The organism is Nocardia sp. NPDC059240 (genome assembly GCF_042753865.1).
Taxonomy (GTDB): domain Bacteria; phylum Actinomycetota; class Actinomycetes; order Mycobacteriales; family Mycobacteriaceae; genus Nocardia.
In genome coordinates this window covers 546,700-572,260 of the sequence record NZ_JBHZAC010000001.1, presented here as the reverse complement: position 1 = coordinate 572,260, position 25,561 = coordinate 546,700, and the positions used below count along the sequence as shown (strand labels likewise).

The window sequence follows — 25,561 nt, the reverse complement described above, 5'->3', positions numbered from 1 at the left end:
CGTCCCGGAATGTCGGCCGATAAGTCCGGCCGGACTTCGTCCCGGTGCCGGTCGGACCGTCCCCCGGGTACGCGGTCCGACCGGTCGCCCTCAGCGTTGCGCCGTAGCGTCCTCGAAGAGTTGCTGACCGAGGTAGCCGCCGGGCCCGGGCACCCCGGGCGGTATCGCGAACACGGCCGAACCGACCGGAATCGTCCACTGGTTGAGTGCGTCGAATTCGGCCAAACGCTGCTGCACGGGCAGGTATTGGGCGTCGATGTCGCGCTGGAACGACGCGAACAGCAAACCCGAGTTGGAGACGTGCCCGGGCGCGGGCGCGTCGTCGTAGTTGTAGCCGCGGCGCAGGAACCGCTCCCCGTCGTGCGCGTGATGCGCGCGGGCGATGTGGGAGGACGGCGGGATCTTCGGGATGCCGTACCGGTCGACGGCCGCGAAGTCGGGTTCGTCGAATTCCCGTGTGCCCGAGAGCGGTGCGCCCTCGGCCACGGTGCGTCCGACGGTGATGGCGCGCCCGTCGGCGTCGAGTTCGTCCCAGGTCTCGAGGTTCATGGCGATGCGCCGCAACACCATCGAGGTGCCGCCGGCCAGCCACGGCCGCGCGGCCCCGTCGTCCCACACCAGGCGATCGAAATCCGCTGTGCCGGGGGCGATGTTGACGGTCCCGTCGACCGAGCCCATGAGATTGCGCATGGTCTGCCCACGTGCGGCATTGCGGAATCCGCGCTGCACCCATCGCACCGAGACCAGCGATTTCACATGCTTGGACAGCACCCGCACCGCGTGCGCGACCGTGGTGGCCTCGTCGGCGCAGACCTGCACCACCAGGTCCCCGTCGCACCAGGCGGCATCGAGTTTGTCGATGCTGAACGGCGGCAACGGTTTCAGCCAGTGCGGGCGGTGATCCTCGAGCCCGGCGACGGTGAACAGGCGCGGCCCGAACCCGACGGTGACGGTGAGCCGGGCCGGGCGCGCGGCCAGTTCCGGTTCGGTGTCGGCGAGCGCGGGCGCGCCGCGGGTGATGCGCAGCGCGTCGTCGGTCCAGATCTTGAGCAGCCCGATGATATCGTCGCGGCCGGTCCCCGCTGCCAGGTCGTAGCCGACGAACGCCGCATGCAGGGGCGGCTCGGTGGCGATACCGGCCTGATGCGCGCCGTAGAAGTCGACGGTGTCCAGGCCCGGATCGTGGTCGTGGGTGCGGTGACTCGCGGTGGCCGCACCCCAGCCGAGCCCGGCGGCCCCGGCCGCGCCCGCCACGACGGCCGAGCCGCCCAGCAGTCGCCGCCGGGACAGGGCCGGGTGCGGTGTGCGCGGGTCAGCCACCGTGGGTGGCGTTGTCGCCGGAGGGCTGATAGTTCTCCTTGCCGCCGGCGAAGTCACGCACCTGCGCGGTGACGGTGGTGGTGGAACCGTCGGAGAAGGTCAGGGTGAGCGGGGTTTCCGCGCCGGTGCGCAGCGGCGCCTTCAGACCCATGAACATGAGGTGGTCGCCGCCGGGCTGCAAGATCGCCTTGCCGTGCGCGGGGATGACCAGGCCACCGGGCTTGGGACGCATGGTCTTCTCGCCCGCGCCGTCGGGGGCGGTCTCGTGGATCTCGACGGTCGCCGAGGCGGGGCTGGTGGCGGCCACCAGGTTGATCGGCTTGTCGGAATTGTTGGTGAGGGTGCCGAAGGCGGCGGACATGCCGCTGTCGGCGGCCTTGATCCACTGATCGGAGATGCTGAGCGCGTCGGCGGCCTTGGTCGAGCCGTCGGAGGCGGTCTGGGAGTTGGAGCAGGCGACCGGCAGCAGCGCGAGCGTGGCGATGGCGGCGGCCGCGCCGAGACGGCGGGCGAATCCGCCGGTGCGCAGGCGGAAGGTGTGGCAGCGGGGCATCTGGGACATGGGAGGTCTCCATCTGTCGGTGAGGGGAGCATCCGGTGTACGGCGAAACCTGGTGTGCGCAGCGCACTGTCGTGCGTGGCGATCGACCGCATCGAGGGTCGTGCGGTGCCGCGGTGTCAGGCCGGAGCGAAGAAGAAATGCGAGGCGCCGGGTCCCGGTGGACCGCGGCGGCCGATGGCGGGACTGACCAGCAGGCGTCGTGCTTCGGCCCGATCGTCCCCAGCGCGTGCGCGCGGACAGGTGGCGGGAGGGACGAGAGCGGAGACGAGCGTGAGGATGAATCGCCGCACACTGGTGACTGCCCGGCGCATGCCCGCCTCGGCGGCGCGAATGGCCAACGCGCCCACCGGGATCGCGATCAGGTGCGCGGCCAGCATCGACGGCGAGGCCAGGTGATGGTGGTGGCCGGGCGCCATCGACAGCGCGCCGTGCCCGACCGACTGGCCGACGGCGAGCAACGCCATCGTCCCGGCGATCCCGTAGCGGGGACGCAGCGAGGCCACCACGACCCCGATGAGTGTGCACGCCGCCAGCAGCAGTGTCAGCGCCGACGAGTCCGGTGTGCTCGCGCCACCGCCGAGTCCGTGCGCGAGGATCGCCACCGCGCCCGAGGCCGCGCCGACCGCGGCGCCGCGCAGGCGTGCGGTGTGATCGGTCGGTGAGCGCACCGGGACATGCTACGACGTCGTGTCGGAGAGGATGTTTCCAGGTGGTATGACCGGCTGCGATGCGGTGACCGACCGGCCTCTCCACGGAATCTTCACATTCGGCGCGAACCATCTCCACGGCGGTTGCCTAGTGTCAGCGGCATGGAAACCAGTCCGAGGAGTCCGCGCCGGATCCTGGTGGTCGAGGATGAGCCGACCATCGCCGAATCCATTGCCGCCCGGCTGCGCGCGGAGGGCTACGCGGTCGACCTCGCGCACGACGGGCCCGCCGCGGTCGAGGCCGAGGCGGCCGGCGACCCGGATCTGGTGGTACTGGATGTGATGCTGCCCGGCTACGACGGCCTCGAGGTGTGCCGGCGCATCCAGGCGCGCCGCCCGGTGCCGGTGCTCATGCTCACCGCCCGCACCGACGAGACCGACATGCTGGTCGGGCTCGGGGTCGGCGCGGACGACTATCTGACCAAACCGTTCTCCATGCGAGTGCTCACCGCCCGCGTGCATGCCCTGCTGCGGCGGGTCGAACGCAGTGCCGCGCCCGGGGCCACGCTGGTCGTCGGTGATCTGCGCATCGACACCGATCAGCGTCGGGTGTGGCGCGCCGAGGCCGAAACACAGCTCACCCCACTGGAATTCGAGCTGCTGGTGCACCTGGCACGGCGTCCGCGCACGGTGCTGGCGCGCGAACGACTACTCAGCGAGATCTGGGGCTGGGCCGATGCGTCGGGCACCCGCGCGGTCGACTCGCACATCAAGGCACTGCGCCGCAAGCTCGGCGCCGACCTGATCCGCACCGTGCACGGGGTCGGCTACGCGCTGGAGGCGCGATGAGTGCCGAAGACACCGCGCGGGCCGCGGACGCCAGGAGTGTCGGGGCGGTGCTGCGCGTGGCCGGGAATCGGGTGGCGGCGCGGATGCCGCGGCCGTTGGACCGGGTGCCGTGGATCAAGCTGAAGCTGGCCATCCTGCTGGTGGGGTCGGGTGCGGTGGCGTTCGGGTTCTTCGCCTGGCAGATCGGGTGGCTGCCGCAGAAGACGACGTTGGCGGCCACGGTGCTGGCGTTGGTGCTCTCGCAGGTGCTCGCGCACGGGATGACGTTGCCGTTGCGGGAGATGACCGCGGCGGCCAAAGGCATGGCGCAGGGCGACTATTCGCGCCGGGTGCGCGCCACCTCCCGCGACGAGGTGGGGCAGCTGGCGGAGGCATTCAACCAGATGGCCGCCGACCTCGCCGCGGCCGATCAGCAGCGGCGCGAGTTCATCGCCAACGTGTCGCACGAATTGCGCACGCCCATCACCGCATTGGGGGCGGTGCTCGAGAACCTGGTCGACGGGGTCGCCCAGCCCGACCCGGCCACCCTGCGCACCGCGCTCGCACAAACCGAACGGCTCAGCGCGCTGGTGTCGGAACTGCTCGCCTTGTCGAGTGTGGAAGCCGGTGCGGTGTCGCTGGATCGGGAGACGATCCCGGTGGCGCCGCTGCTGAAGGAGGTGGTCGCCGAGGCGGAAGTGATGGCCGCCGCGATCGACCGCCCGGTCCGCTTCACCCTCGTGCTCGCCACCCCCGGCCTGACCGTGCACGCCGACCGCGCCCGCCTGCACCAGGTACTGCTCAACCTGCTGGACAACGCGACCCGGCACGGGCCCGCCCACGGCGAGGTCCGGCTCTACGCGCACGCCGGACGCGGCCACACCGTGCTCGAGGTCGCCGACGACGGTCCCGGCATCCCGGTCGCCGAACGTGCCCGCGTCTTCGAACGTTTCACCCGCGGCGGCCGGGCCAGCGGCGGCGGTACCGGCCTGGGCCTGGCCATCGCCCGCTGGATCGTCGACCTGCACGGCGGCACCATCGCCGTCGCCGACCCGGGCTCCCGCATCCGCGTCACCCTCCCCACTTCCTGACTCTCACCCCACCCGTCACCCGGCGCGCCCCGCGCTCCCGGGACGGTCCCGCACACCCATCGGAGGCTCCGCCATGCCCGAAAACCCCGACGTACAGTCCGAATTCCCTGACCCGGGAGTCGAACAGCCTGCCGTCGCACCCGAAAGTGCCACCGCGACATCCGAAGTCGTCGCCGATCCGGCGGACCCACTCGGCGGCGTTGCCGATTCGTCCGGCCAGCTCGGCGGCGTTGCCGATTCGGCGGACCCACTCGGCGGCGATGTCGATCCGGCGCACCTGCTCGGCCCGGTCGATATCGGTCGAGCGAGCGGGGAGCCCGCACCCGCGAACACCGGGGCCCGTCCCGGCTCGTCGTCGGCGGGTCCCCGGCAGACCTCCTACACCGCGTACCCCGCCGGGCGGTCGGCGAGGCGGCCTGCGGCTGCCGCGCCCTACCCGATCTCGCCTCGCCCGTCGCGCATTCCGCGCTCGGAGCTGGTGTCGTTGCCGGGCGGGCTGCTCGCCGCGACCGTCGGCACCGGGTTGGCGGCGGCGGTGCTGGTGCCGGTCGACCGACCGGGCGTGGGCTGGCTGCTGGCTGGGCTGACGATCACGGGTGCCGTCTATGCGGTCGATCGTGCCGCTCGCCGCCGGGCTACCGGGTCGGATCGTCCTGATACCACGAACGAAATCGCTACCAGCGCAACGGGTTCGACTGCCGGTCAGGGTGCGAACATGACCGAGTTGCCGGCCGTCGAGGAGCACCGCACCGGTTCGCGGCCGGTGCGATGGGAGCGGATCGGGTGGGCCGTACTGGCTTTGGGTCTGCTGGGTGTGGGGGTGGTGCGCGATGCGTCGTGGCTGTTCGCGTTGTGTGTGATCGGGGCGGCGGTGGCCGGGTCGCTGGCGGTGGTGCCGCGTTCGGTGCACGGGCTGTGGTTCGACGCGCTGGCGGTGCCGTTCGCGGCGGTGATGTCGCCGCCGTGGCTGTATCGAGCGGTGCAAGGGACCCGGGGGCGACTGGGTGGCGGTTCGCAGCGGGTGTGGTGGTCGGTGGCGGTGGCGGCGGCCCTGTTGTTGATCATGGTGCCGCTGCTGTCGGGAGCCGATGCCGTGTTCGCGGGATTGGTGGACGGGCTGCTGCCGCACATCGATGTGCCCGCGGTGCTCCGATGGGGTGTGGTGTTCGTGATCGGCGCGGCGGGAACGGCCGGGATGCTGTACCTGCTGGCCGGGCCGCCGCCGAGACACGAGGACGCCCGCGTGCACGACGCCACTCGGCAGGACGACGGCCGGGTGGGCGACGAGAGCGGATACGAGGACTCGGCGGATGACGAGGCCGAGGACTTCTACGCGGGGTCGGATCCGTTGGGGTGGATGGGGATTCGCCGGTTCTCGCCGGTGGAGTGGGGTATTCCGGTGGGTGCGTTGTGTGTGGTGTTCGCGGCGTTCGTCGGCACCCAGATCGCGGTGTTGTTCGGTGGGGACGGGTATGTGCAGCGCACGGCGGGGCTCACGTATGCGGAGTATGCGCGCGGCGGATTCTGGCAGTTGTCGATCGTGAGCATGTTGACGCTGGCGGTGATCGGAGCGGTACTGCGGTTCGCGCAGCAGAGCTCCCGAGGCGAACGTCGCTGGCTGCGGATCGCGGTGGCGCTGGTGTGCGGGCTGACGCTGGTGATCGTGGCCTCTGCGCTGCACCGCATGTGGCTCTATCAGCAGGCGTACGGGTTCACGGTGATGCGGTTGCTGGTGGAGGTGTTCGAAGGCTGGATCGCACTGGTCTACGTGCTGGTGCTGGCGAGCCTGGTGCGTTTGCGGCGCGGCTGGGTGCCGCGCGCAGCCGTCGGTGCGGCGGCGGTGACACTGCTGGGTTTGGCGGTGCTGAACCCGGAAGGCTTTGTCGCCGACCGCAATATCGACCGCTGGCAGTCGGGTAAGAACCTCGACACCGATTACCTGGGCACCCTGTCGGCCGATGTGCTCCCCGCCGCCGGTCGCCTGCCCGCCCCGCAGCGCGCCGCCATCGCCGATGTCATCCGTGCCCGCCTGTCGGACGATCCGTGGCAGGGCTGGAATTACGCGCGCGCCACGGCCGGTCGCTGAGCCGGTGTCAGGGGGCGAACGGGACGGGGGTCCACGTGTGGCCGCCGTCCTGGGTGGTGAGCATCTGGGTCGCCTCGTGGGTGCTGGCGCCGGGCTTGCTGATGATCGCGAATCCGGTGGTGTCGGTGGTGAAGTGGGCGCCGTGCAGCTCCCAGCCCTTGGCCGGGGCGGTGTAGGTGGTGTTCCAGGTGGCGCCGCCGTCGACCGAGAGCAGCAGCCGGTTGCGGAGGCTCACGATCAGATGGGTGGCGTCGATGGCCGTGAGCGTGGCGCCGGCGGTGAGTTCCGGTGCGAGCTGGCTGATTTCGGTGAAGGTCGCGCCGCCGTCGGTGGAGGTCAGCAGCCGAGTGGTCGCGGGATCCTCGGAGTCGGGGCCGGGGTTGCCGCACAGGGCGAACAGTCGCCGCTCCGACAGTGCCGTCCAGTCGGCGGGGCCGTTGCCGCCGCACGGCAGTTTCCAAGCGCTCCAGACGCCGTCGACGAGGCGGGATCCGGATTCGGTGCGGTTGTAGACGACCAGCCAGGCCCGCGAACCGACCACGGTGAGGCCGGGCATCGGCTTGGGGCCGCCGCCGTAGCTGACGGGGACTTCGGCGGTCGCGGTCCAGGATTCGTGGTCGAGGGGGCTGCTGTAGAGGGCGACATCGCCGGTGTCGACGGTGGTGAGGTACACGGTGTCGTCGGTCCATGTCACCGACCAGTCGCCGGCGATACCGGGGTCGACCGGCTTCCAGGTGGTGCCGCCGTCGTGGGTGGCGAACAGTGCGTTGTTCGCCCGGATCCAGCCGTTGCGGGAATCGGTGTAGCGCAGCCATGCCTCCTTCGTTCCGGCGTCGCGCAAGGGCGTGGGCAGTGGTGCGGGCTGCCACGTCGCGCCGCCGTCGGTGGTGTGGCGCAACTGCAGGCAGGACGGGGCCGCGCACGGGTAGGAGTGGCCCAGGAGCCAAGCTTCGGTGCTGGAGACGAAGGAGGGGGCTTCGGGTTGGAAGCCGACCGGGTCCGGTGAGGCAGCGATAGCCGCCGGGGTTGGCGGCGCGGGCGTGGCGGTGGCCCCGGCAGCCGCCTGTGACGTGGTGGCGGGAGCCGACTGCGAGGCGCTGCCCGAGTCCGGGCCGCTGTCACCGGGTTTGATGGTGAGCGCCGCGACCACCCCCGCCGCCAGGACCGGTATTCCGACTCCGACGACTCCGGCCAACGCGACCGGATTCCGCAACCCCACCGGCCCGGACTCCCTTCGATACCTCCGCGGGCCGGTGTCCCGGACGGATCATCCGGGCGGCCCTGCGGCACAACGGGATCGAGTATGCCCGGTGGCGGCGCGGCGCGCTCACCCGGCTCCGTGACCTCGGCGGGCGCACCGGCCCGGCTCCGGCGCGGAGCTCGTGTCGGATTTGCCCGGATGGGTCGGTGGTTCAGCCGCGCAGGCGCTCGAGCAGCCGCAGAGCGGTGTCGAGGGTGGCGTCGACGGTGTCGGTGACGTAGAGCAGGTCGATGAAGAAGTCGTCGAATCCGGTGTCGGCGGCGACGGTTTCGATGGTGGTGGCGATGAGTTCGAGGTCGGTGCCCGCGGCCACGTTGACCCGCAGCACGGTGTCGATGGCCTGTGGGTCGCGTCCGGCGGCCACGGCGGCTTCGTCGATGATCGCGCGCAGGCTCAGCAGTTGCTTGCCCCAGCCGGGCGGGCCGGGCACCGGGACCACGGGCAGCCAGCCGTCGCCGCGGCGGCCGATGCGCGCGAGTCCGGCCGGGCTGAAGGCGCCCAGGTAGAACGGCGGGTGCGGCCGCTGTACGGGCTGCAGTTCGCTGCGGTGTTCGGGCACGTGCACGAATCGTCCGGTGTATCCGGCGGGGTCGGTGGTCCAGATGGCTTGCAGCGCATCGAGGGTCTCGTCCAGGCGTGCCCCGCGCTGGGTGAACGGGATGCCTGCGGCCGCGTACTCCTCCGGGGACCAGCCGATCCCGAATCCGGGAATCAGCCGCCCTTCGCTGACCACGTCGAGGGTGGTCAGCGCGCGTGCCAGGTGTGCGGGCCGGTGCAGTGGCGCGATGAGCACATTGGTGCCCAGTTGCACCCGCTCGGTCACCGCGGCCGCGATCCCCAGCAGCAGGAACGGATCGAGCACCGAGTTGAATTCGTCGGGAATGGTGTCTTTTCCGGCGTATCCGACGCTGGGATTGGTGGCCGCGAGTAGCCGTTCACCTACCCAGAGGCTGTCGGCCCCGGCCTGTTCGAGGGTGGCGGCGTAGTGCGCGATCCGCGCACCTTCACGAGCCTGCGGACCGTACTGCGGAAGCGAGAACCCGATTTTCACCCTTCCCGTCCTACCAGAAGGTCTCGACGGCGATTGTTCCGGCAGGTGAGCAGCGCGCGGTCCCGGCCGGATTCGGCGCGGGCGGCTTTGGCAGGATCGGCCGGTGGGAGAACACAAGCAACGCATGCTCGCCGGAGAGCTCTACCGCGACAATGACCCCGAGCTGGTCGCCGAACGCCTGCACTGCGGGCGCCTGCTGGACTCGTTCAACGCGACCCGCGCCGGGGAGGACGAGCAGCGGCGCGCGATTCTCGAGGAGTTGCTCGGGGAGATCGGCGAGGGGTCGTGGATCATGCCGCGGTTCCAATGCGACTACGGGTATCTGATCCGGTTGGGCCGCAACAGTTTTCTGAACTATGACGCTATCGTGATGGATTGTGCCCCGGTGACCATCGGCGACGATGTCTCCATCGGCCCGCGCGCCCAGCTGCTGACCGCCCTGCACCCGATGACCGACCACGAGCTGCGCCGCGAACGCTGGGAGACCGCCGCCCCCATCACGATCGGTGACAATGTGTGGCTCGGTGGCGGGGTGATCGTCTGCCCGGGGGTGACGATCGGCGCGCACACGGTGGTCGGTGCGGGCAGTGTCGTCACCCGGGACCTGCCCGAGAAGGTGTTCGCCGCAGGCAATCCCGCCCGCGTCATCCGCACCCTGTGACCGGGCGGGGCCGAGCGTGGGGAGAGTCCGGCCGCGCGCCTGCCCCGGCCCCCGCACCGAGGCCACCGAAGGGGCAGCGCTGGCGTCGAACCATTGCCGGCGCGGTATCGGCTTCCGTCCCGGATGCGTCGTTTGCGGCGGAACCGGCCGCGGCTATTCGGGCAGCCCGACGAGTTCGGCGCACACGCGGTGCAGGCGGGTGGCCGCCGCGTCGTCCTGGGCAGCGGGGGTGGGGGCGGTGACGCGGTTGCGTTGGAAGTAGCAGCCGGAGACGGCGGCGACGTCCGGGTCGGCGGCGAGGTAGGTGAGGGTTCGGCCGCCTTGTTCGGGGGTGCTCATGAGCAGGCGTTTGCCGACGGCGAGGGCGGGGCGGGCGAACCAGGGCGCGGAATCCCAGATGCCGGTGGCGACGACGCCGGGGTGGAAGGCGTTGGCGCTGACCCGGGTTCCGCTCAGCCGTCGCGCCAGGTCGCGTACGTAGAGGATGTTGGCGAGTTTGGCGCGCCCGTAGGCGCCCGCGCCGGTGTAGCCGTGGCGCAGTTGCGGGTCGTCGAGGTGCAGGCTCGCGCCGTGGTGCATGGTCGAGGAGGTGAACAGGATGCGGGCGGGGGCACTGTCGCGCAACAGGTCCAGCAGTAGTTCGGTGAGCAGGAATCCGGCGAGGTGGTTGACGGCGAAGGTGGCCTCGAGCCCGTCGGGGGTTTCGGTGCGGTGGTAGAAGAAGCCGCCCGCATTGTTGGCCAGCACGTCGAGGCGGTCGTAGCGGGCGCGCACCGTGTCGGCGAGCGCGCGGACCTCGTCGAGATGCGACAGATCGCACGGCAGCGCGTCGATGTCGGCGGTTGCGACGGCGCGCACGGAAGTGGTGGCGGCGGCGAGCTTTTCGTGATCGCGGCCGACGAGGAGCAGATGGTGTCCCGCGGCGGCGAGCTGGTGCGCGGCGGCCAGTCCGATTCCGGAGGTGGCTCCCGTGATCAGCATGGTCTTCATGCCCGGCCAGCCTGCCACACCCCGGCGGTGCTGTCGCGGCACCCGGGTCATTCGATCGTGATGCTGATCTCGTGAGAGACACTGTCGCGCAACAACTGTGACAGCTGTCGCGGTGCACGAACCCGAACCGGTGAATTCGTGCGGAATACCGAGTGACAGCACACCCTCCGGCCCGTACCGTCTGAGACAGACGCCCGCGTGGTGGCGGGCAGTCCCCGGCAAAGGAGCCGATCATGGCGCACCCGCACGAACTCTCCACCCTGCCCGCACCTTCCGCGCCCGGACTGCCGCCCACTGCGCGCTTCGACCTCGGACCCGCCCGCCATCCGCGCGTGCACCTGCATCGCGGTGTCGGAATCCGGTTGAGCGACGGCACCATTCTGTCCGCGGACATCACCCGCCCCGCCGATCGGCGCGGCCGGCCGGTCACCGAGGCGCTGCCCGCCGTCATCACCCTCACCCCCTACAACAAGACGCTGATGACGCGCGCCAACCCGCTCATCGACGCCGTCACCGCCGCCGGACCGCTGGTCTATCGCTTCATCGCACCCTCGGCGCACGGTCGCGCGGGTGGCCGGGAGATGGTGCGTGCGCTCGGCGGCGGCGCGCTGGAAGCGGTGCGCGCCAACCGGACTCTGATCGCCCGCGGCTACGTCCATGTCGCGGTGGATGTGCGCGGCACCGGCACCTCCACGGGACGTCTCGAGCTCATGTCCGCGCGTGAACAGCGCGATCATCTCGAGGTGCTGGCGTGGGTGCGTGAACAGCCGTGGTGCAACGGGGATCTCGCCATGACCGGCATCTCCTACCTCGCGATGACCGCCCTGCAGACCGCCGGTCATCGCCCCGAGGGCCTCAAAGCGGTGTTCGCCCTGGTCGGTTCGGAGGATCCCACCCGCGATCTGATCCTCACCGGCGGCAGCCAATCCACCTTCACCCTGGCCTGGCTGGCCGCGGTCAACGGCGGCAAATGGCTGCCCTCGATTCCGGGACTGCTGAAATCCGGTGCCGCGACGCGTTATCTGCGTGACCGCCTCGCCAGCCCGTTCACCCGGTTCACCGATATGGCCGCCGTCATGGTCGACGAGCAGCACCCGGAGCACTTCTACGGCGAGGACGCGCGCGCCCGCTGTCCACGCCTCGAGGATGTCACCGCCGCGACCTGGATCCACGCGGGCTGGCACGACGTCTTCTCCCGCTCCACCACCGGCCTGCATCAGCGGCTGCGATTGCCCGGTGGCGCAGCGCAACTCGTGGTGGAGGACAGCTATCACGTCGGTCCGGGCACCGGCTTCGGCACCGCCGATCATCCGCAACGCCTCGACGAGTTGCAGTGCGCGTTCTTCGATCGCTGGGTCAAGGGCATCGACAACGGGATCGACGCCTACGGTCCGGTCACCGTGCGCCAGCTCGGCGGCGGCTGGGTCAGCCGCGCGCAGTTCCCGCATCCGGCCGCCCGCGCACACCGCTGGTATCTGTCGCGGCAACCCAGCGGCGCGGCCCCGCACGCCGCCTGCGACGGTTCGCTGCGGCCGCGGCCCGACCGGCATCCGGCGCGAATCCGGTTGCCGCGCAAGCGTCCCGGCATCGCCTCGCAAACCAGCACCTGGCTGCTGATGGGATTGCCCACGCTGCTGGGGCGGGACTGGTCGATCGACGACCGCGCCCACGAGGCGGCCGCGGTCACCTTCACCGGCGATGTCCTCGAGCACGATCTGCTGATCTCGGGACCGATCAATCTGCACCTGCGCGCCAGTGCCGCGGGAACGGAAGCCTTCTGGGCGGTGACCGTCACCGATGTCGGCCCCGACGGCACCTCCACCGTGCTGGCCCGGGGTGCGCTGCGCTCGACCCGTCGCGCCCTGGACGAGGCGGCCAGCGGTTACCACGACGGTGCATTGCTCGCTCCCGCGCACCCGCTCACCGCCGAGTCGGTGCTGCCGGTGAAACCCGGTGTGCCGCACGACCTCGACATCGACCTCACCCCGACCGAGGCGATCCTGCGCAGCGGCCACCGGTTGCGCGTCGCGGTCGCCCGCACCAGCTGGCCGCGCTACTTCCTGACCCCGACCGTCACCCGCCGCATCGCCGACCAGCACATCGTCCTGGATCCCGAGCAGCCCGGGCATCTCGGCTTCCTCGCGGTGCCCCTCGGCGCGGTGGTGCCCGACGCGTCCCAGCGCGAACCCGACGCCTCGTAGCCGGAACCCGCCACCGGCGGTGAACACGCTGTGGCGCAAGGTCACAACCCGTACCGTGGATTCATGGAGCCGGTCCTGGTCACCGGTGCCGCCGGGGGGCGTGATGGATCCACCGGCCGGCACCTCACCGCACAATTGCTCGGCCGCGGCATCCCTGTGCGCGCTTTTGTCCACACCGACGACGTCCGTGCCACCGTGCTGCGTGCCCTCGGCGCGGACGTGATCGTCGGCGATGTGCGTGACCTCGCGGTGCTGCGGGCGGCCATGGCGGGGGCGCGCAGCGCCTACTTCACCTACCCGGTCCTCGACGGCCTGCTCGACGCGGCCGGTGCGTTCGCCGTCGCCGCCCGCGAGACCGAGGTCGAACGCGTCGTGGCGGTCTCGCAGCTCGCCGCCGGACCGCAAGCGCTGACCCCGCGCATGCGTCAGCACTGGGTGGCCGAGCAGATCCTGAACTGGGCGGGCATCGGCGCGATTCACCTGCGCGCGGCCGTCTTCCACGAGAACCTGGCCCGCATCGCAGCCACCGGCGCGACACTGAACCTGCCGATGGGCCCGGCCGGCACCGAACTGCCGCTGGTCGCCGCCTCGGATGTAGCGCGTGTGGCCGCCGCACTGCTGACCGAGCCGCAACTCGAGGCCGATCCAGTGCTGCTGCTGACCGGTGACGTGGTGTCCATCGGCACCGCCGCGCGGCTGCTGGGCCGCACCTACCGCGACGATGACCCGGATGCCTGGCAGCGGTGGGCAGTGCGGTTCTACGGCAGCGACCATGCCGCCGAGCATCTGTCGAAACTGTGGGAGATCTTCCGGGTCCTCGGTGAGGGCACCGGGCTCTACCAGGTCACCCCGGCGATCGAGAAGATCGGCGGACACCCGCCGATCACCCTGTCGGACTTCGCCATCCACCGGCCGGTGCACTGAACAGGGGACCGGGCAGCAGCGATCGGCCCGGTTGATCGCGGCGCCCGGCTATGCGCGGTACTCAGGTGCCACGTATCGGCTAGCTGTGGGGCCTTGCTCAGCTGCCTGGTCGGTGGAGGGTGGGAACCTCGGCGAGGCTGGAATAGACGCGTTTACCCTGTGCACGAGCTGAGGCGACCATTTGGTCGGCACCCGCGGAGGGGCCGCCGATCCGCAGCACGGCATCACAGCGCGCGAGCAGCTGCTCGGCGATGGGGTGAAAGATCTCCTCGTACACCGGGTCTCCGTGCCGGGTGCTGCCCGCGGTCTCGAGCAGCGGCAGCGCGAGCGCTTCGCCGGTGACGGGCAGGTGCCCGGCCCGGAACAGGGTCAGCGCGGTCTCGTTCATGGCGGCCACATTCGCCGCCAGCTTGGCCGGATCATCGCCGGTGCCCGAGCGGTACGGGCCCGCCACCATGATCATCTGCGCATTGGACATGGCAACTCCTTCGGTACTGGGTGAGTGCGCATCCGGTTCACACCGCATGCACGACGACGCCTGCCTCGCGCAGGGCGTCGAGGGTGGGTGGCCCGGCCGGATGGATCGCCGAGTCGGAAGCCGAACGGTCGGTCACGAATTCGTGGGCGGCCGCCAACGAAGCGACCTGGCTGAAGGCACGCACGCCGAGCTTGGTGGCATCGGCGACCGCGAGCACCCGGTCCGACTGGGCGATGCCCGCCTGCTTGACCGCGGCGTCATCGAGGGAGAACTCCGACCAGCCGTACTCGCCGTGCACGCCGCCGATCGACATCACGAACACATCGAACGCCAACGCCTCGAGCGTCCGTAAAGCCAACGGGCCGACCAGGGATTGTTCACCCGGCCGCGCCCGGCCCCCGGCGATCAGCAGTTCGATCTGCGGCTGATCGGCCAGGCATGCGGCCGTCTGCAGACTCAGCACGGTCACCGACAACGGGACCCGCTGTGTGAGCGCCCGGGCCACATGGACGGTCGTGGTGCCGGCGTCGAGCAGCACTCGTGAACCCGGTTCGATCAACGCCGCGACGGCCGCGCCGAGGCGGTCCTTGACCGCCGCCGACCAGTCCGCGCGATCGGCGAAACCGCCTGCCCCGGTGCGCGACCGGGTCGCGACCGCACCCCCGTGCACGCGGCGCACCAGCCCGCGCCGCTCCAGCGTGTCGAGATCCCGGCGCACCGTCATCTCCGAAACACCCAGGCGTGCGGCCAGTTCCGTCACCGCGGCGCGGTCGGCACCCTGCACCAGGCGCAGTGTCACATCCAAGCGTTCGGCGGCATCCACCCCACAGTTCTAACATCCTCATGTTCGAATGAACAGAGAGAAGTTCGTAACAGGGTGTCGTACCGTCATTTACCCCGCAGGTAATGGCTTGCAGTACTGCCCGATTCGTACGATCGGCACATGGCGACACCCACGGCAGGCGACCTCCTCCGACACTGGCGCACCACCCGGCGACTGAGCCAACTCGAACTCGCCGGACGCGCCGACACCTCCACCCGCCACCTCAGCTTCATCGAAACCGGCCGTGCCACCCCCAGCCGCCACATGCTGCTGCACCTCTCCGACGAACTCGACATCCCGCTGCGCGAACGCAACCGCATGCTCCTCGCGGCCGGCTACGCCCCCGTCTACGCCGAACCCGCCCTCGACAACCCGGCCATGACCGCCATCCGTGACGCGATGCGCGGCATCCTCACCGGCCTCGAACCCCATCCCGCCCTCGCCATCGACGCCTCCTGGACCATGGTCGACGCCAACGCCGGCATCGCCCTGTTCCTGCACGACATCGACCCCGCCCTGCTGACACCACCCGTCAACGCCCTGCGCCTGACCCTGCACCCCGACGGCCTCGCACCCCATATCGTCAACCTCGCCGAATGGCGCGGGCACCTCTTCGAACGCCTGCAACGCCAGATCGACGTCACCGGCGCCCCCGAACTCACCGCCCTGCTGCACGAACTGCGCGCCTACCCCGGCGGCGAGGAAGCCCCCGGCCTCCCCGAACCCGACCAGGCCGTCGTCCCCCTGCGCCTGCGCCTCGACGGCCACGAACTCGTCTTCCTCAGCGTCACCACCGTTTTCGGCACCCCCATGAACGTCACCGTCGCCGAACTCGCCATCGAAGCCTTCCTCCCCGCCGACGCCGCCACCGCGGCGATCCTGCGGGAACGATTGGTCGAATCCGCCCCATCCGACTAGTCGGTCCGCGCGGGCTGGTTCGTACCGGACAATGAGAGCCCATGGACGTGCCCGCGCACCTCACCCAACTGACCGGCACACCCATCACCCGGCTGCACCACCTCGGCCACAGCCACGCCTGGACCCTGCACCGCGCCGAAACCGCAGACGGACGCCAACTGTTCGTTAAAGCCCTTACGGACGGCGACCATTCCAGCGCCCTCACCGCCGAAGCCGCCGGACTGCGCTGGCTCGCCACCGCACACCCCGACCTCGTCCCACCCGTGCTCGCCGCCGACCCGCACATGCTCGTGTTGCCCTGGCAGCCAACCGAATCGGCCACCCCCACCGCCGCCGAACGCCTCGGCCACGACCTCGCCACCCTCCACACCAGCCGACCCGGCACCTACGGCGCACCCTGGCCCGGCCACATCGCGACCTTGCCCCTCGACAACACCCCGAACGCGGGGGACTGGCCCACTTGGTACGCCCACCACCGCCTCGCGCCCTACCTACCCGCTGCCGCACCCACACTGGGCCCCGACGGCATCCGGCTACTCGACCGCGTCATCGACCGCATCGACACCCTCGCCGGGCCACCCGAACCACCTGCCCGCCTCCACGGCGACCTCTGGTCCGGCAACATCCTCTGGACCGACCACCACGCCCTGCTCATCGACCCCGCCGCCCACGGCGGCCACCGCGAAACCGACCTCGCCATGCTCACCCTCTTCGGCGCACCCCACCTCGACCGCATTCTGGCCGCCTACCAAGAGATCACCCCCCTCGCCTCAGGCTGGCGACAACGCATCCCCCTGCACCAACTACACCCCCTGCTGGTGCACGTCGTCCTCTTCGGCGGCCCCTACCGCGGCATGCTGCTCGCAGCCGCCGCCGCGGCACTCGCGGGCTGATCAGCCGCCGTACATCAGCGCCTTCACCAGCTTGTCGGGCCAGATATTGCACAGGGATTTGACGATGAAGATGTTGGACGGGTTGATCTTCCAGCCGGGGCCGTAAGTCGCGGCCAAGGAATTCAAGACCGATGACATCGTGGACTCGTCGAAATCCTTGTACTGCGAACAGGTCACGGTCGCGGCATCGCCCGCGTACGGGGCGACCGGGGCGCTCGAACTGGTGGGAGGCGTTGTCCGTGCGGTAGTTGTCGGAGCGAGGGTGGTGCTGCGCGGCGTGCTCGTACGGGACGCCGTGTCGGGTGCCGCCTGTGGGTGGCCGTCAGTGGTGCTGCTGCACGCGATCGAACCGGCGGCCACCGCCGCCAGCGCGATCGGCAACAGCCATAGTCGCGTGCGAGCACGGAAAATACGCTCGGACAAGTCGTTCCCTCCCAAACATCACCGGGCCTGAGCAAGCCCGACCAACACCGGATTCGGTGGACCCGATCAGCCTAGTGCGGGTACTACCCGACGCCGGGGAGGCTGGGGGACTACCCCGACCCGCGAACCAGACGAACGTCGGATGCGCTGGGTCACCCGGTGGAACTACCGTTCGACCATGACCTCCACCGTCCGGCGGCGACACGGCCTGCCCGCGCTCCTCGCCGTCATCGGCCTGACGGTGGTCGCCGCGTGCGGCAGCGACCACACCGCGCCCGCCGCCATCCCCGTTCCCACCCTCACCTGGCAAGCCTGCCCGGCCGCCACCGACGGCAACGCCACCACGCAGGGATTCGACTGCGCCACTGCCGAAGTCCCCATCGACTACAGCAACCCCGCCGGCGGCAACTTCCACCTCGCCGTCATCCGGCACCCCGCCACCGACACCGGCCGACGCCTCGGCACCCTGTTCTGGAACCCCGGCGGCCCCAGCGACGCGGGCACCCAATACCTGCCCGCCGCCATCAACGGCTTCCCCGCCGAAGTACTGAGCCGCTTCGACATCGTCAGCTGGGACCCCCGCGGCATGGGCGGACGCACCACCCCCGTCCTGCAATGCTTCGACTCCGCCACCGCCGAAACACAATTCATGACCGGCGCACCCCCACAGGCCCTCCCCGTCACCGACGACCAGATGCGCGCCTTCGTCGACTTCCAGCAGCGCCTCAACACCCGCTGCACCGCCCACGCCGGCGACCTCGCCAACCACGTCTCCACCGCCGACAACGCCCGCGACCTCGACCTGCTGCGGCAAGCCGTCGGCGACGACGAACTCTCCTACTACGGAACCTCCTACGGCACCTTCCTCGGCGCCACCTACCTGCAAATGTTCCCCGGCCACACCCGCGCCGCCGTCCTCGACGGCGCCATCGACCCCACCGCCTGGGCCACCGACACCACCGACCCCGACCTCACCACCTTCCTACGCGCCCGCTCCGACCTCGGCATGGCCGCCACCTTCAAAGAATTCCTGCGCCAATGCGGCCTCGCGAGCACCACCCACTGCGCCTTCGCCGCCGAGAATCCCGAAGCCACCCAGGCGAAATGGGACGAACTCATGCGCCGCACCGCCGCCCACCCCATCACCCTCGACGGCGACACCGCCGACAACCTCGCACTACTCACCTCCGCGCAGAGCGCCCTCTACCTCACCACCCCACTACCAGGCTTCGGCCGCTTCCCCGGCTGGCCCGCCGTCGGCGACATGATCCAGCAAGCCTGGCAAGCCAGCGGAACCAACACCCCGGCAAGCACACCCACCACAACACCTACGCCGTCAGCCACGGCACCCACGCCGTCGGCCACCACACCCAGCGCGAGCGCCACCACACCGCCGCCCGCCGCCGCCTCGACCTACACCACCAGCATCGGCCGCCAGCGCGCCGTCATCTGCGGCGAAAGCCCCAGCCCCGCAACCGTCGACGGTTACCTACGCGGCGCGCACACCTCCTACACCCGCGCCGGCTACACCCCCTGGCCATGGGGCGCCACTTGCCTCGGCTGGACCGTGCACGAGGACAACACCTACACCGGACCATGGGACCGCGCCGCCTCCACCCCGGTCCTGGTGATAGGCAATACCTTCGACCCCGCCACCGCCTACGACAGCTCCAAAGCCATGGCCGCCGCCCTCCCGGGCGCCCGCCTGCTCACCGTCGACGGCTACGGCCACACCGAACTCCTCAACCCCAGCGCCTGCGCCCAATCCCACATCGCCGACTACCTCATCAACGGCGCATTGCCGGCCCCGGACACCGTCTGCAAGCAGAACAAAGGCCCCTTCGAATAGCGGGTGGCTGCCCACAGCAGCGCAACCACCCGCCCACGATTACGGCGTACCCGGCACGGTGGCCCAGGCGTCGTTGACCGTCGGTGCGTAAGAGTCGTTGGCGGTGAGCGGCTTCAGGCCGAGCGCGCGATCGGTCATACGGAGCAAGCCGTACTGATCGGTGCGCTGACTACTCGTGAAGTTGGACTTGACCGTGCCAGTGGAGCCCAGCAACAACGTCGGGACACGGTTGGGGTAGTTCGGCCCGTACGCCTTCGTCGCGCCCTCGTCGAAAGTCAGGATCAACAGCGAACGCTGCTGAGTCCAAGCGGGCGAGTTGAAGATCGCGGGCAAAGTGTTCTTCAACCACGTGTCGCCCGCGGCGATACCGCAATCCTCCATGTCATCGCAGCCGTCGGCCGCGAACCAGACGAAATTCGGCGTCGTCGCCGCACTCTTCAAATCGGACACCATCTGCGGGAGCGGCTGCCAATGCGCCTGGCAATACGACGGATTCGTCTTCATGTTCTTGAAGTACCAAAACGGCACATCGTCCGGGTAATAGTGCCCGTGCGCGGTCGTATCGCAGTTGCCACTCTGGTTCTCCACGTACGCCTTCCAGCTCTTACCCGCATCCTCGACCCGGTTTCCGACATGCGGAGCATCGATGGTCGTGGTCAGAATGCTGTTACCGGTCAGCCCGTAGAGCGCACCCGCGCCGAAGGCCACATAGTTCGGGTCACTGGGATGAGTGGTCGCATACGAAGCGGACAGCGTCGTGGCTTGCGAGCGCAGACCGTTGATATACGGAGCCTGTGCGGTATTGCCGATGATGTTCTCGTAGTTCTCGTTCTCCATGTACACCAGGAAGACGTGATCGAACCCGGGCACCTGCGAGGCGGGCGCCACCAGGGCCGGCGTCGGGAGATTCGCGCCGACGGTCAGCGAAATATCATGGGCATAGCCGTCGATCGAATCGCCCGCGGCGTAGGTGAACAGCAGATCGACCTCGACCGTCCGCGTACCGGCGGGCAGCTTGCCGGTACCGGTCTTGTGCAGGAACTCGGTGTTGTTACCGCGATCGGACGCGGTGACCGGGCCCAGTTGCGTCGCGGTACCGATCGCGGCGCCCGAGCCATTGCGGAAGGTGGCCTTCAACGCGACCCGATCGTTCTGCGACGCGTACCCGCCCAGCCAGCCCGACAGCGTGAAAGGCACACTGCCGCCGTCGATCTGGGATGCGACCGCCGACACGTCGACATCCTGCTCGAGCTGCGAGTCGCCGGTGCCACCGCCCTCGAAGAAACCCTTATCGGTGCCCGACGCGCCGGTCGTGGAATGCGTCGGATAGCCGCCCGCCGCGCCGTAACACACCACGCCCGCAGAGCCGTTGCGCACGACCCAACCGGGCACGGTCATCGCGTCCAGCCCGGTGGGCGAACACTGCGCGACATCGTTACCGCTCGGATCGACGATCAGATTCGCGCTGGTCGCCGCGCCCGCGGGCCCGGCCCCGACCGCGGTCGCCAAGGCCGCGACGAACATACCCGCCGCCGCCATCGCCAGCGAGCGCTGTATTCGCCCGAAAGTGCGAATTCGATTCATGGACAGTCCTTTCCGTGACTCCGACCGTCTGTGACAGTCGGGAGTGATCGTGGTCTAGACCGGTAATGGGCACAATGGCGTGCGTAGTCAATTCCTCAGGTCTTTTCCGGACCGCCACCGGCCTCTAACCCAGGTGGACCGTCGGTGCACGGCTATTCGGTCTGGACCAGAACTGGCCCGTTCGACCTGCACTAATGTCGGGGGAGTGCAGTTGCAGCGGATTCACCACGTCGCGATCATCGCCACCGACTACGAGCGGTCGAAGGAGTTCTACACCGAGGTGCTCGGGCTGCGGGTGATCGCCGAGCACTATCGGGCCGAAAGGCGTTCGTACAAGCTGGATCTCGCGCTGCCGGACGGTGGACAGCTGGAGCTGTTCTCGTTCCCGTCGCCCCCGCCGCGACCGTCCCGACCCGAGGCTGCCGGGCTGCGGCATCTGGCGTTCGCTGTCGCGGACGTGGAGGCGGCGCTGGCCGAGCTGCGGGGGAGGGGAGTGGCGGTGGAGGAGATTCGGGTGGACGAGTACACGGGGAAGCGGTTCGCCTTCTTCGCCGATCCCGACGATCTGCCGATCGAGCTGTACGAGGTCTGAGCGGGATCGACATCCGGCCCGGATGTCGATCCCGAACATTAGGAAATGGAACTATGCGCATCGACGCATGTTGTTGCGTTCGAGGAAGACTCCGGCTCTCACGATCACGCGCACCCTCACTACCTCACACATCACCCACCAACCACGAAGAGGGGAGCGGCTATTCGATGCCGCCGGGTTGTCGGATTGCGGGCTCCCATACGATGGGTCGCATGACCAAAGTGCTCCTGAAGACCTCCGCCGGGGACATCACCCTGGAACTTGACGAGGCCAAGGCACCCAAGACCGTCGCGAACTTCGTCGACTACGTCAAGGCGGGCCACTACGCGGACACCGTGTTCCACCGGGTGATCCCGAACTTCATGATCCAGGGTGGCGGCATGACCGCCGATATGAAGCAGAAGCCGGCCCCGAACCAGGTCGAGAACGAGGCCGCCAACGGCCTCAAGAACGACAAGTACACCGTCGCCATGGCGCGTACCTCGGCCCCGCATTCGGCCAGCGCGCAGTTCTTCATCAACACCAGCGGCAATGACTTCCTGAACTACCCGGGCCAGGACGGCTGGGGTTACGCCGTGTTCGGCAAGGTTGTCGACGGCGAGGCCGTCGTGGACACCATCGGTGCCGTGCGCACCGCCAACAAGGCCGGCCACGGCGACGTGCCGGTCGAGCCGATCACCATCCTGTCCGCCGAGCTGGTCTGAACCACCTCGCCCTAGCGGACGAACGGCCCGGAACCATGGGGTTCCGGGCCGTTGTCGTTGCTACGTAAGGCGTTTCAGGCGTCGAGGACGCGGACCTCACGCGTGACCACGGGCGGCAGTACCGACCAGGGGAAGTTGATCCACTGGTCGGTGCGCTTCCACACGTATTCGCAGTCCACCTCGGAGTGCGGCTTCTGGTAGATGACCGCGCAGCGCACCTCGGCGACGTGCGCGGAACAGAAGTCGCGCACCAGCTTGAGGGTCTTGCCGGTGTCGGCGACATCGTCGGCGACGAGCACGGTCGCGCCGGTGAGGTCGACGGCATTGGGCACCGGCGGCAGCATGACCGGCATGGCCAGGCGCTGATCGACGCCGGTATAGAACTCCACATTCATGACGTGCAGGTTCTTGACGTCGAGGGCGTAGCCGAGGGCTCCGGCCACGAAGAGGCCGCCGCGGGCGATCGAGAGGATGAGGTCGGGTTCGAAGCCGTCGTCGGCGATCTCCTGGGCGAGATCGCGGCTGGCGTCACCGAACAATTCCCAGCTCAGTTCCTCGCGGTCACTCATGCCTGACTCCGTTCTGGCTGCGGCGGTGGGTCTTCGGATCTTACGGATGGTGGGTGAGGGTGTACCAGAGCAGGGCCAGGGTGCCCAGTGCGAAGAGCGGAACCAGGATCATGGTTTCGACCTTGTTGCCGGTGCGGTCGATGATCGGCACCCGGGTGCGGATCTGCAGCGGCCACAGCAGGCGGCAGCCGCGATCGGTGAGGCAGTCGCCGATGAGGTGGGCGAGCGCGCCGAGGCCGACGGAGAACGGCAGCCAGAGCGGTTTGTCGCTGATCCAGTGATCGATGGCGAAGGTCCCGCACACGGCCAGCAGCACGACGGTCCCGTAGGACTTGAGTCCCTCGCCGCTGGGCGCGAAGCCGAGCGCCTTGATGGCGAGCGCGAGCAGGAAGAACACCAGCGACAGCGTGAAGTACCGTCCGAGGAAGTGCTCACCGGCCCAGGTGCCGTAGGTGACGAGCGCGACGAACGCGAACGAATGCGTCCCGTGGCGATGTCCACCGGAGGCCCACGAGATGCCCTTGCAGGCGTAATGCGAGATCGGCCCCAGCACATGAGAAATGGTGCCGTTAGGGTGATCGGCGTCGGGCAGTAACGCGGCTCCCGCGGTGAGGAACGTCCCCATCACCAGATCGACGGGGCGGATGACCCCGGATTCCACTGCGGGATAAGTCAAAACGGTAAACGGCAACGCCGCGGCCGCCGCCGACCACGCGAGCGCGCCGCTGGTCGCATGTGAATGTCCTAGCACCGCTTGGAGGTTAGCGGATGCGGCTGACAGGTCTTTACGGTCGAATGGCGTGCCGAGGTGTATTGCCCGGCAGCCGATTCCGTCGAGTGCTTCCGGCGTGGCGTGAATACGGGTTCGGGACAACACAATTCGCCGATGAACTGGCATCGCGTACAGGCCGGGTGTGTTCCATGTCGCTTTCCGGGTGCCCGAGCGCGGGCGGTCGGAGCGCTGAAATAGTCTCGGAGCGATTGAGCTTTCCGGTTCAGAGAGGAACGGGCATGTCGGTTGCGTCCGCGGTGAAGGATCAGATTCAGCAGATCGGTGGGGGATTCATGTTCTCCCGGGAAGCGCGAGCCTTCTCCGACAGCACCGGTGTTCCGGGGTTCTTGCCGGGGTATACGCGCGGGCGCGGCGGGGTGCTGGGTGAGGTGGACGCGGATGTGGTGAGTTCGGCGTTCGGGTTCTTCCGGCCGGAGACGGTGCGGGCGGCGTGGGAGGCGACGTCGGCGATGTCGGCGGAGTCGGCGGCGCTGGGCTATTTGAAGGTGTGTCAGGATTTCGGCCGCCGCAAGCTGGCCGGTTTCGAGGATTCGGCGCGGCTGGCGGAGTTGCTACAGCGGGTGGTGGCGGCCACGGATCCGGTGGGTGCGCCGCTGTTCGCGGGCTGGCGGGCGCTGCCGCAGGCCGAGGATGCGCCGGGGCTGGTGCTGCAGCTGATTCACGTGCTGCGGGAGTTGCGGGGCGGGTTGCACCTGGTCGGTGTGCTGGGTAGTGGGTTGACGCCGTTGCAGGCGGTGCTGATCGCGGGTTCGCCGCTGGAGTCGGGTGATGATCACGCCCGCAGTTTCGGCTGGCCGGAGCCCTACGGTGAGATCACCGCGGAGCTGAAAGGCCGTTGGATGCAGGCGGAGTCGATCACCGACGATTTGATCGCACCCGCGTTCGCGGTGCTCGAGGACAAGGAGGGCGAGGAGCTCGCCGGCCTGCTGACGTCTTGTCAGGCTGTGGTTTTCGGCTCCCGCTGAGAGTGCGGCCGTGCTGGTGCGGTGAGCAGCCAGCGCCAGCGCGGCAGTTCGGTGACCACGGTGATCGCGGCGAGGACGGCGACGAGAACGACTGCCCAGACCGGCAGGACGAGGATCGCGCCCCAGAGTGCACCGCCGAGTTCGAGCAGCATGAACGCGATGGTCACGGTGCCGTGGACGGGGACCGGGATCTGTTCCTTGTCGCCGGGGGTGGCGAACACGCCGGGGAGGGCGATGAGGACGATGACCGCCAGGATCGACCAGACCACGGAGTAGTGGAACAGCCCCCACGGCAGGGTGATCCAGCCGACGAGCTCGGTGAGGACGCGCAGGAGAGCGGGGATCCGACCGCGGTCGGTGAGATTGGGGGAGGTGGCGGCGCGTTCGAGCATGCGGTGAGGGTCGCATACCCGGGTGGTGTGCGCAGCTCGAACCCGCGCGGGGGCGGCGCTCGAGCTGCGGTGTTCGAATCCGTTTCAGCGGTGCAGGAATTCGAGGGTGACGCGTTCGAAGGCTTCCTTGGCCTCGTACATGACCCAGTGCCCGCACTTGGGGAAGACGTGCAGTTCGGCGTTGGGGATTTGTCGCAGGGGGATGAGCGCCATGTCGGTGGGGCATTGCCGGTCGTCGGCGCCCCACGTCATCAGGACCGGGCTCTTGACCTTGTGCAGCATGGACCAGTAGGGCGGGGTGGGGGAGTTCGCCATGAACTGTTGTTGCTGCGCAAGCGCTTCGGATCCGTACATGGCTTTGAGGCTGGCGTGCGAGGCCGGGTCGGCGGCGGCGTTCCAGCGTTCCTCGACGAGTTCGTCGGTGATCATCTTGGGGTCGTAGATCATGCAGCGCAGCCAGCGGTCGAGGCCCTCGCGGGTGGGGTTGTCGGCGAATTCGGCCAGTAGCCGGGTGCCTTCGCTGGGGTTGGCGGCGAGCAGGCTGTGTCCGATGCCGCCGATGGCGATGAGTTTCTCGACCCGTTGCGGGTGTTGCATGGCGGCCATGACGGCGACGACGCCGCCCATGGAGTTGCCGAGCAGGGCGGCGGAGTCGAGGTCGAGGGCGTCCATGAAGCGGATGACGGCGTCCACGGCGGTCAGGACGGGGTGGCCGGGGACGGGGTCGCTGACGCCGAAGCCGGGGAATTCGAGGACGTAGCAGTGGAAGTGGTCGGCGTAGAAGCCGAGGTTGCCGCGGAAGTTGCGCCAGCCGTTCACGCCGATTCCGGAGCCGTGCAGCAGAATCAGGGGAGGGCCGTCGCCGGCCTCGTGGTAGCGCAGGACGCCTTTGTCGGTGGCGATCTCGCGTCGGGTGTTCTCGTAGGTGACATCCACGCCACCACAGTAGAACAGGT

Annotated in this window: 26 protein-coding genes; 12 read left to right on the top strand and 14 right to left on the bottom strand. The window is 69.3% G+C overall.

Translation table 11 applies throughout. The features are described from left to right. Positions 1 to 90: 90 nt before the first annotated feature. From ACFXHA_RS02830 to ACFXHA_RS02820, 3 genes are all read right to left on the bottom strand, one after another. On the bottom strand, positions 91 to 1,320 hold the full coding sequence (locus ACFXHA_RS02830) for a Dyp-type peroxidase (RefSeq protein ID WP_379352298.1): 1,230 nt from the start codon (positions 1,318 to 1,320) through the stop codon (positions 91 to 93). Then, positions 1,313 to 1,873 (bottom strand): copper chaperone PCu(A)C, encoded by a 561-nt coding sequence (locus ACFXHA_RS02825; RefSeq protein WP_379353425.1) that lies wholly within the window; start codon positions 1,871 to 1,873, stop codon positions 1,313 to 1,315. The genes ACFXHA_RS02830 and ACFXHA_RS02825 overlap by 8 nt, the downstream gene beginning before the upstream one ends. A 125-nt stretch (positions 1,874 to 1,998) precedes the next feature. Further along, a complete protein-coding gene (locus ACFXHA_RS02820) occupies positions 1,999 to 2,550 on the bottom strand; it encodes a hypothetical protein (protein ID WP_379352297.1) in 552 nt (183 codons plus the stop codon). A 141-nt stretch (positions 2,551 to 2,691) separates the two neighbouring features. On the opposite strand from ACFXHA_RS02820, the gene ACFXHA_RS02815 reads away from it, so the two are divergent. The 3 genes from ACFXHA_RS02815 (at position 2,692) to ACFXHA_RS02805 (ending at position 6,534) form a co-directional block, all read left to right on the top strand. Beyond that, positions 2,692 to 3,378, top strand: a complete 687-nt coding sequence (locus ACFXHA_RS02815) for a response regulator (RefSeq protein WP_379352296.1) — start codon at positions 2,692 to 2,694, stop codon at positions 3,376 to 3,378. A gap of 83 nt (positions 3,379 to 3,461) precedes the next feature. Further along, entirely contained in the window at positions 3,462 to 4,448 is a 987-nt protein-coding gene (locus ACFXHA_RS02810; RefSeq protein ID WP_379353423.1) for an ATP-binding protein, read from the top strand. Between the two features lie 73 nt (positions 4,449 to 4,521). Next, positions 4,522 to 6,534, top strand: a complete 2,013-nt coding sequence (locus ACFXHA_RS02805) for a DUF4153 domain-containing protein (protein ID WP_379352295.1) — start codon at positions 4,522 to 4,524, stop codon at positions 6,532 to 6,534. Between the two features lie 7 nt (positions 6,535 to 6,541). Here the strand turns inward: ACFXHA_RS02805 and ACFXHA_RS02800 are convergent, their stop codons facing one another. Together ACFXHA_RS02800 and ACFXHA_RS02795 are read right to left on the bottom strand one after the other, a co-directional pair. Further along, entirely contained in the window at positions 6,542 to 7,753 is a 1,212-nt protein-coding gene (locus tag ACFXHA_RS02800; protein ID WP_379352294.1) for a hypothetical protein, read from the bottom strand. A 193-nt stretch (positions 7,754 to 7,946) separates the two neighbouring features. Further along, entirely contained in the window at positions 7,947 to 8,846 is a 900-nt protein-coding gene (locus ACFXHA_RS02795) for a TIGR03619 family F420-dependent LLM class oxidoreductase (RefSeq protein ID WP_379352293.1), read from the bottom strand. 103 nt (positions 8,847 to 8,949) lie between these two features. Here ACFXHA_RS02795 and ACFXHA_RS02790 point away from each other — a divergent pair, with 103 nt between their 5' ends. Further along, entirely contained in the window at positions 8,950 to 9,507 is a 558-nt protein-coding gene (locus ACFXHA_RS02790) for a sugar O-acetyltransferase (protein WP_379352292.1), read from the top strand. Positions 9,508 to 9,660: 153 nt separating this feature from the next. Here the strand turns inward: ACFXHA_RS02790 and ACFXHA_RS02785 are convergent, their stop codons facing one another. Further along, entirely contained in the window at positions 9,661 to 10,497 is an 837-nt protein-coding gene (locus tag ACFXHA_RS02785) for an SDR family NAD(P)-dependent oxidoreductase (protein ID WP_379352291.1), read from the bottom strand. A 233-nt stretch (positions 10,498 to 10,730) separates the two neighbouring features. Between ACFXHA_RS02785 and ACFXHA_RS02780 the strand changes: the two genes are divergently transcribed. Both ACFXHA_RS02780 and ACFXHA_RS02775 read left to right on the top strand, forming a co-directional pair. Next, positions 10,731 to 12,698, top strand: coding sequence for a CocE/NonD family hydrolase (locus tag ACFXHA_RS02780; protein WP_379352290.1), 1,968 nt, complete (start codon positions 10,731 to 10,733; stop codon positions 12,696 to 12,698). A 63-nt stretch (positions 12,699 to 12,761) separates the two neighbouring features. Beyond that, positions 12,762 to 13,622 carry an NAD(P)H-binding protein gene (locus ACFXHA_RS02775; protein ID WP_379352289.1) on the top strand — a complete coding sequence of 287 codons (861 nt, stop codon included), beginning with the start codon at positions 12,762 to 12,764 and terminating at the stop codon, positions 13,620 to 13,622. A gap of 97 nt (positions 13,623 to 13,719) precedes the next feature. Here ACFXHA_RS02775 and ACFXHA_RS02770 read toward each other — a convergent pair whose 3' ends face one another. Then, a complete protein-coding gene (locus ACFXHA_RS02770; protein ID WP_379352288.1) occupies positions 13,720 to 14,100 on the bottom strand; it encodes a hypothetical protein in 381 nt (126 codons plus the stop codon). Positions 14,101 to 14,137: 37 nt separating this feature from the next. Continuing rightward, positions 14,138 to 14,923 (bottom strand): DeoR/GlpR family DNA-binding transcription regulator, encoded by a 786-nt coding sequence (locus ACFXHA_RS02765; RefSeq protein ID WP_379352287.1) that lies wholly within the window; start codon positions 14,921 to 14,923, stop codon positions 14,138 to 14,140. A 120-nt stretch (positions 14,924 to 15,043) separates the two neighbouring features. On the opposite strand from ACFXHA_RS02765, the gene ACFXHA_RS02760 reads away from it, so the two are divergent. Together ACFXHA_RS02760 and ACFXHA_RS02755 are read left to right on the top strand one after the other, a co-directional pair. Beyond that, on the top strand, positions 15,044 to 15,841 hold the full coding sequence (locus ACFXHA_RS02760) for a helix-turn-helix domain-containing protein (RefSeq protein WP_379352286.1): 798 nt from the start codon (positions 15,044 to 15,046) through the stop codon (positions 15,839 to 15,841). Positions 15,842 to 15,882: 41 nt separating this feature from the next. After that, positions 15,883 to 16,734 carry a fructosamine kinase family protein gene (locus tag ACFXHA_RS02755; RefSeq protein ID WP_379352285.1) on the top strand — a complete coding sequence of 284 codons (852 nt, stop codon included), beginning with the start codon at positions 15,883 to 15,885 and terminating at the stop codon, positions 16,732 to 16,734. Here the strand turns inward: ACFXHA_RS02755 and ACFXHA_RS02750 are convergent, their stop codons facing one another. Next, a complete protein-coding gene (locus tag ACFXHA_RS02750; RefSeq protein WP_379352284.1) occupies positions 16,735 to 17,157 on the bottom strand; it encodes a hypothetical protein in 423 nt (140 codons plus the stop codon). Between the two features lie 178 nt (positions 17,158 to 17,335). Here ACFXHA_RS02750 and ACFXHA_RS02745 point away from each other — a divergent pair, with 178 nt between their 5' ends. Further along, positions 17,336 to 19,006 carry an alpha/beta hydrolase gene (locus ACFXHA_RS02745; RefSeq protein ID WP_379352283.1) on the top strand — a complete coding sequence of 557 codons (1,671 nt, stop codon included), beginning with the start codon at positions 17,336 to 17,338 and terminating at the stop codon, positions 19,004 to 19,006. Positions 19,007 to 19,045: 39 nt separating this feature from the next. On the opposite strand, the gene ACFXHA_RS02740 is transcribed toward ACFXHA_RS02745, so the two are convergent. Further along, on the bottom strand, positions 19,046 to 20,590 hold the full coding sequence (locus ACFXHA_RS02740) for an alkaline phosphatase family protein (RefSeq protein WP_379352282.1): 1,545 nt from the start codon (positions 20,588 to 20,590) through the stop codon (positions 19,046 to 19,048). Between the two features lie 205 nt (positions 20,591 to 20,795). On the opposite strand from ACFXHA_RS02740, the gene ACFXHA_RS02735 reads away from it, so the two are divergent. Together ACFXHA_RS02735 and ACFXHA_RS02730 are read left to right on the top strand one after the other, a co-directional pair. Next, entirely contained in the window at positions 20,796 to 21,182 is a 387-nt protein-coding gene (locus ACFXHA_RS02735; RefSeq protein WP_379352281.1) for a VOC family protein, read from the top strand. Between the two features lie 212 nt (positions 21,183 to 21,394). After that, a complete protein-coding gene (locus ACFXHA_RS02730; RefSeq protein ID WP_379352280.1) occupies positions 21,395 to 21,886 on the top strand; it encodes a peptidylprolyl isomerase in 492 nt (163 codons plus the stop codon). Between the two features lie 74 nt (positions 21,887 to 21,960). Here ACFXHA_RS02730 and ACFXHA_RS02725 read toward each other — a convergent pair whose 3' ends face one another. Then, positions 21,961 to 22,455 carry a phosphoribosyltransferase gene (locus ACFXHA_RS02725; RefSeq protein WP_379352279.1) on the bottom strand — a complete coding sequence of 165 codons (495 nt, stop codon included), beginning with the start codon at positions 22,453 to 22,455 and terminating at the stop codon, positions 21,961 to 21,963. A gap of 40 nt (positions 22,456 to 22,495) precedes the next feature. Next, complete coding sequence (locus ACFXHA_RS02720; protein WP_379352278.1) at positions 22,496 to 23,206, bottom strand: metal-dependent hydrolase; 711 nt, start codon at positions 23,204 to 23,206, stop codon at positions 22,496 to 22,498. A 260-nt stretch (positions 23,207 to 23,466) separates the two neighbouring features. Here ACFXHA_RS02720 and ACFXHA_RS02715 point away from each other — a divergent pair, with 260 nt between their 5' ends. Next, on the top strand, positions 23,467 to 24,213 hold the full coding sequence (locus tag ACFXHA_RS02715; protein WP_379352277.1) for a hypothetical protein: 747 nt from the start codon (positions 23,467 to 23,469) through the stop codon (positions 24,211 to 24,213). On the opposite strand, the gene ACFXHA_RS02710 is transcribed toward ACFXHA_RS02715, so the two are convergent. Then, positions 24,186 to 24,605 carry a hypothetical protein gene (locus ACFXHA_RS02710; protein WP_379352276.1) on the bottom strand — a complete coding sequence of 140 codons (420 nt, stop codon included), beginning with the start codon at positions 24,603 to 24,605 and terminating at the stop codon, positions 24,186 to 24,188. The two genes, ACFXHA_RS02715 and ACFXHA_RS02710, sit on opposite strands and share 28 nt — an antisense overlap. A gap of 84 nt (positions 24,606 to 24,689) precedes the next feature. Continuing rightward, positions 24,690 to 25,541, bottom strand: a complete 852-nt coding sequence (locus tag ACFXHA_RS02705) for an alpha/beta fold hydrolase (protein WP_379352275.1) — start codon at positions 25,539 to 25,541, stop codon at positions 24,690 to 24,692. Between the last annotated feature and the right edge of the window lie 20 nt (positions 25,542 to 25,561).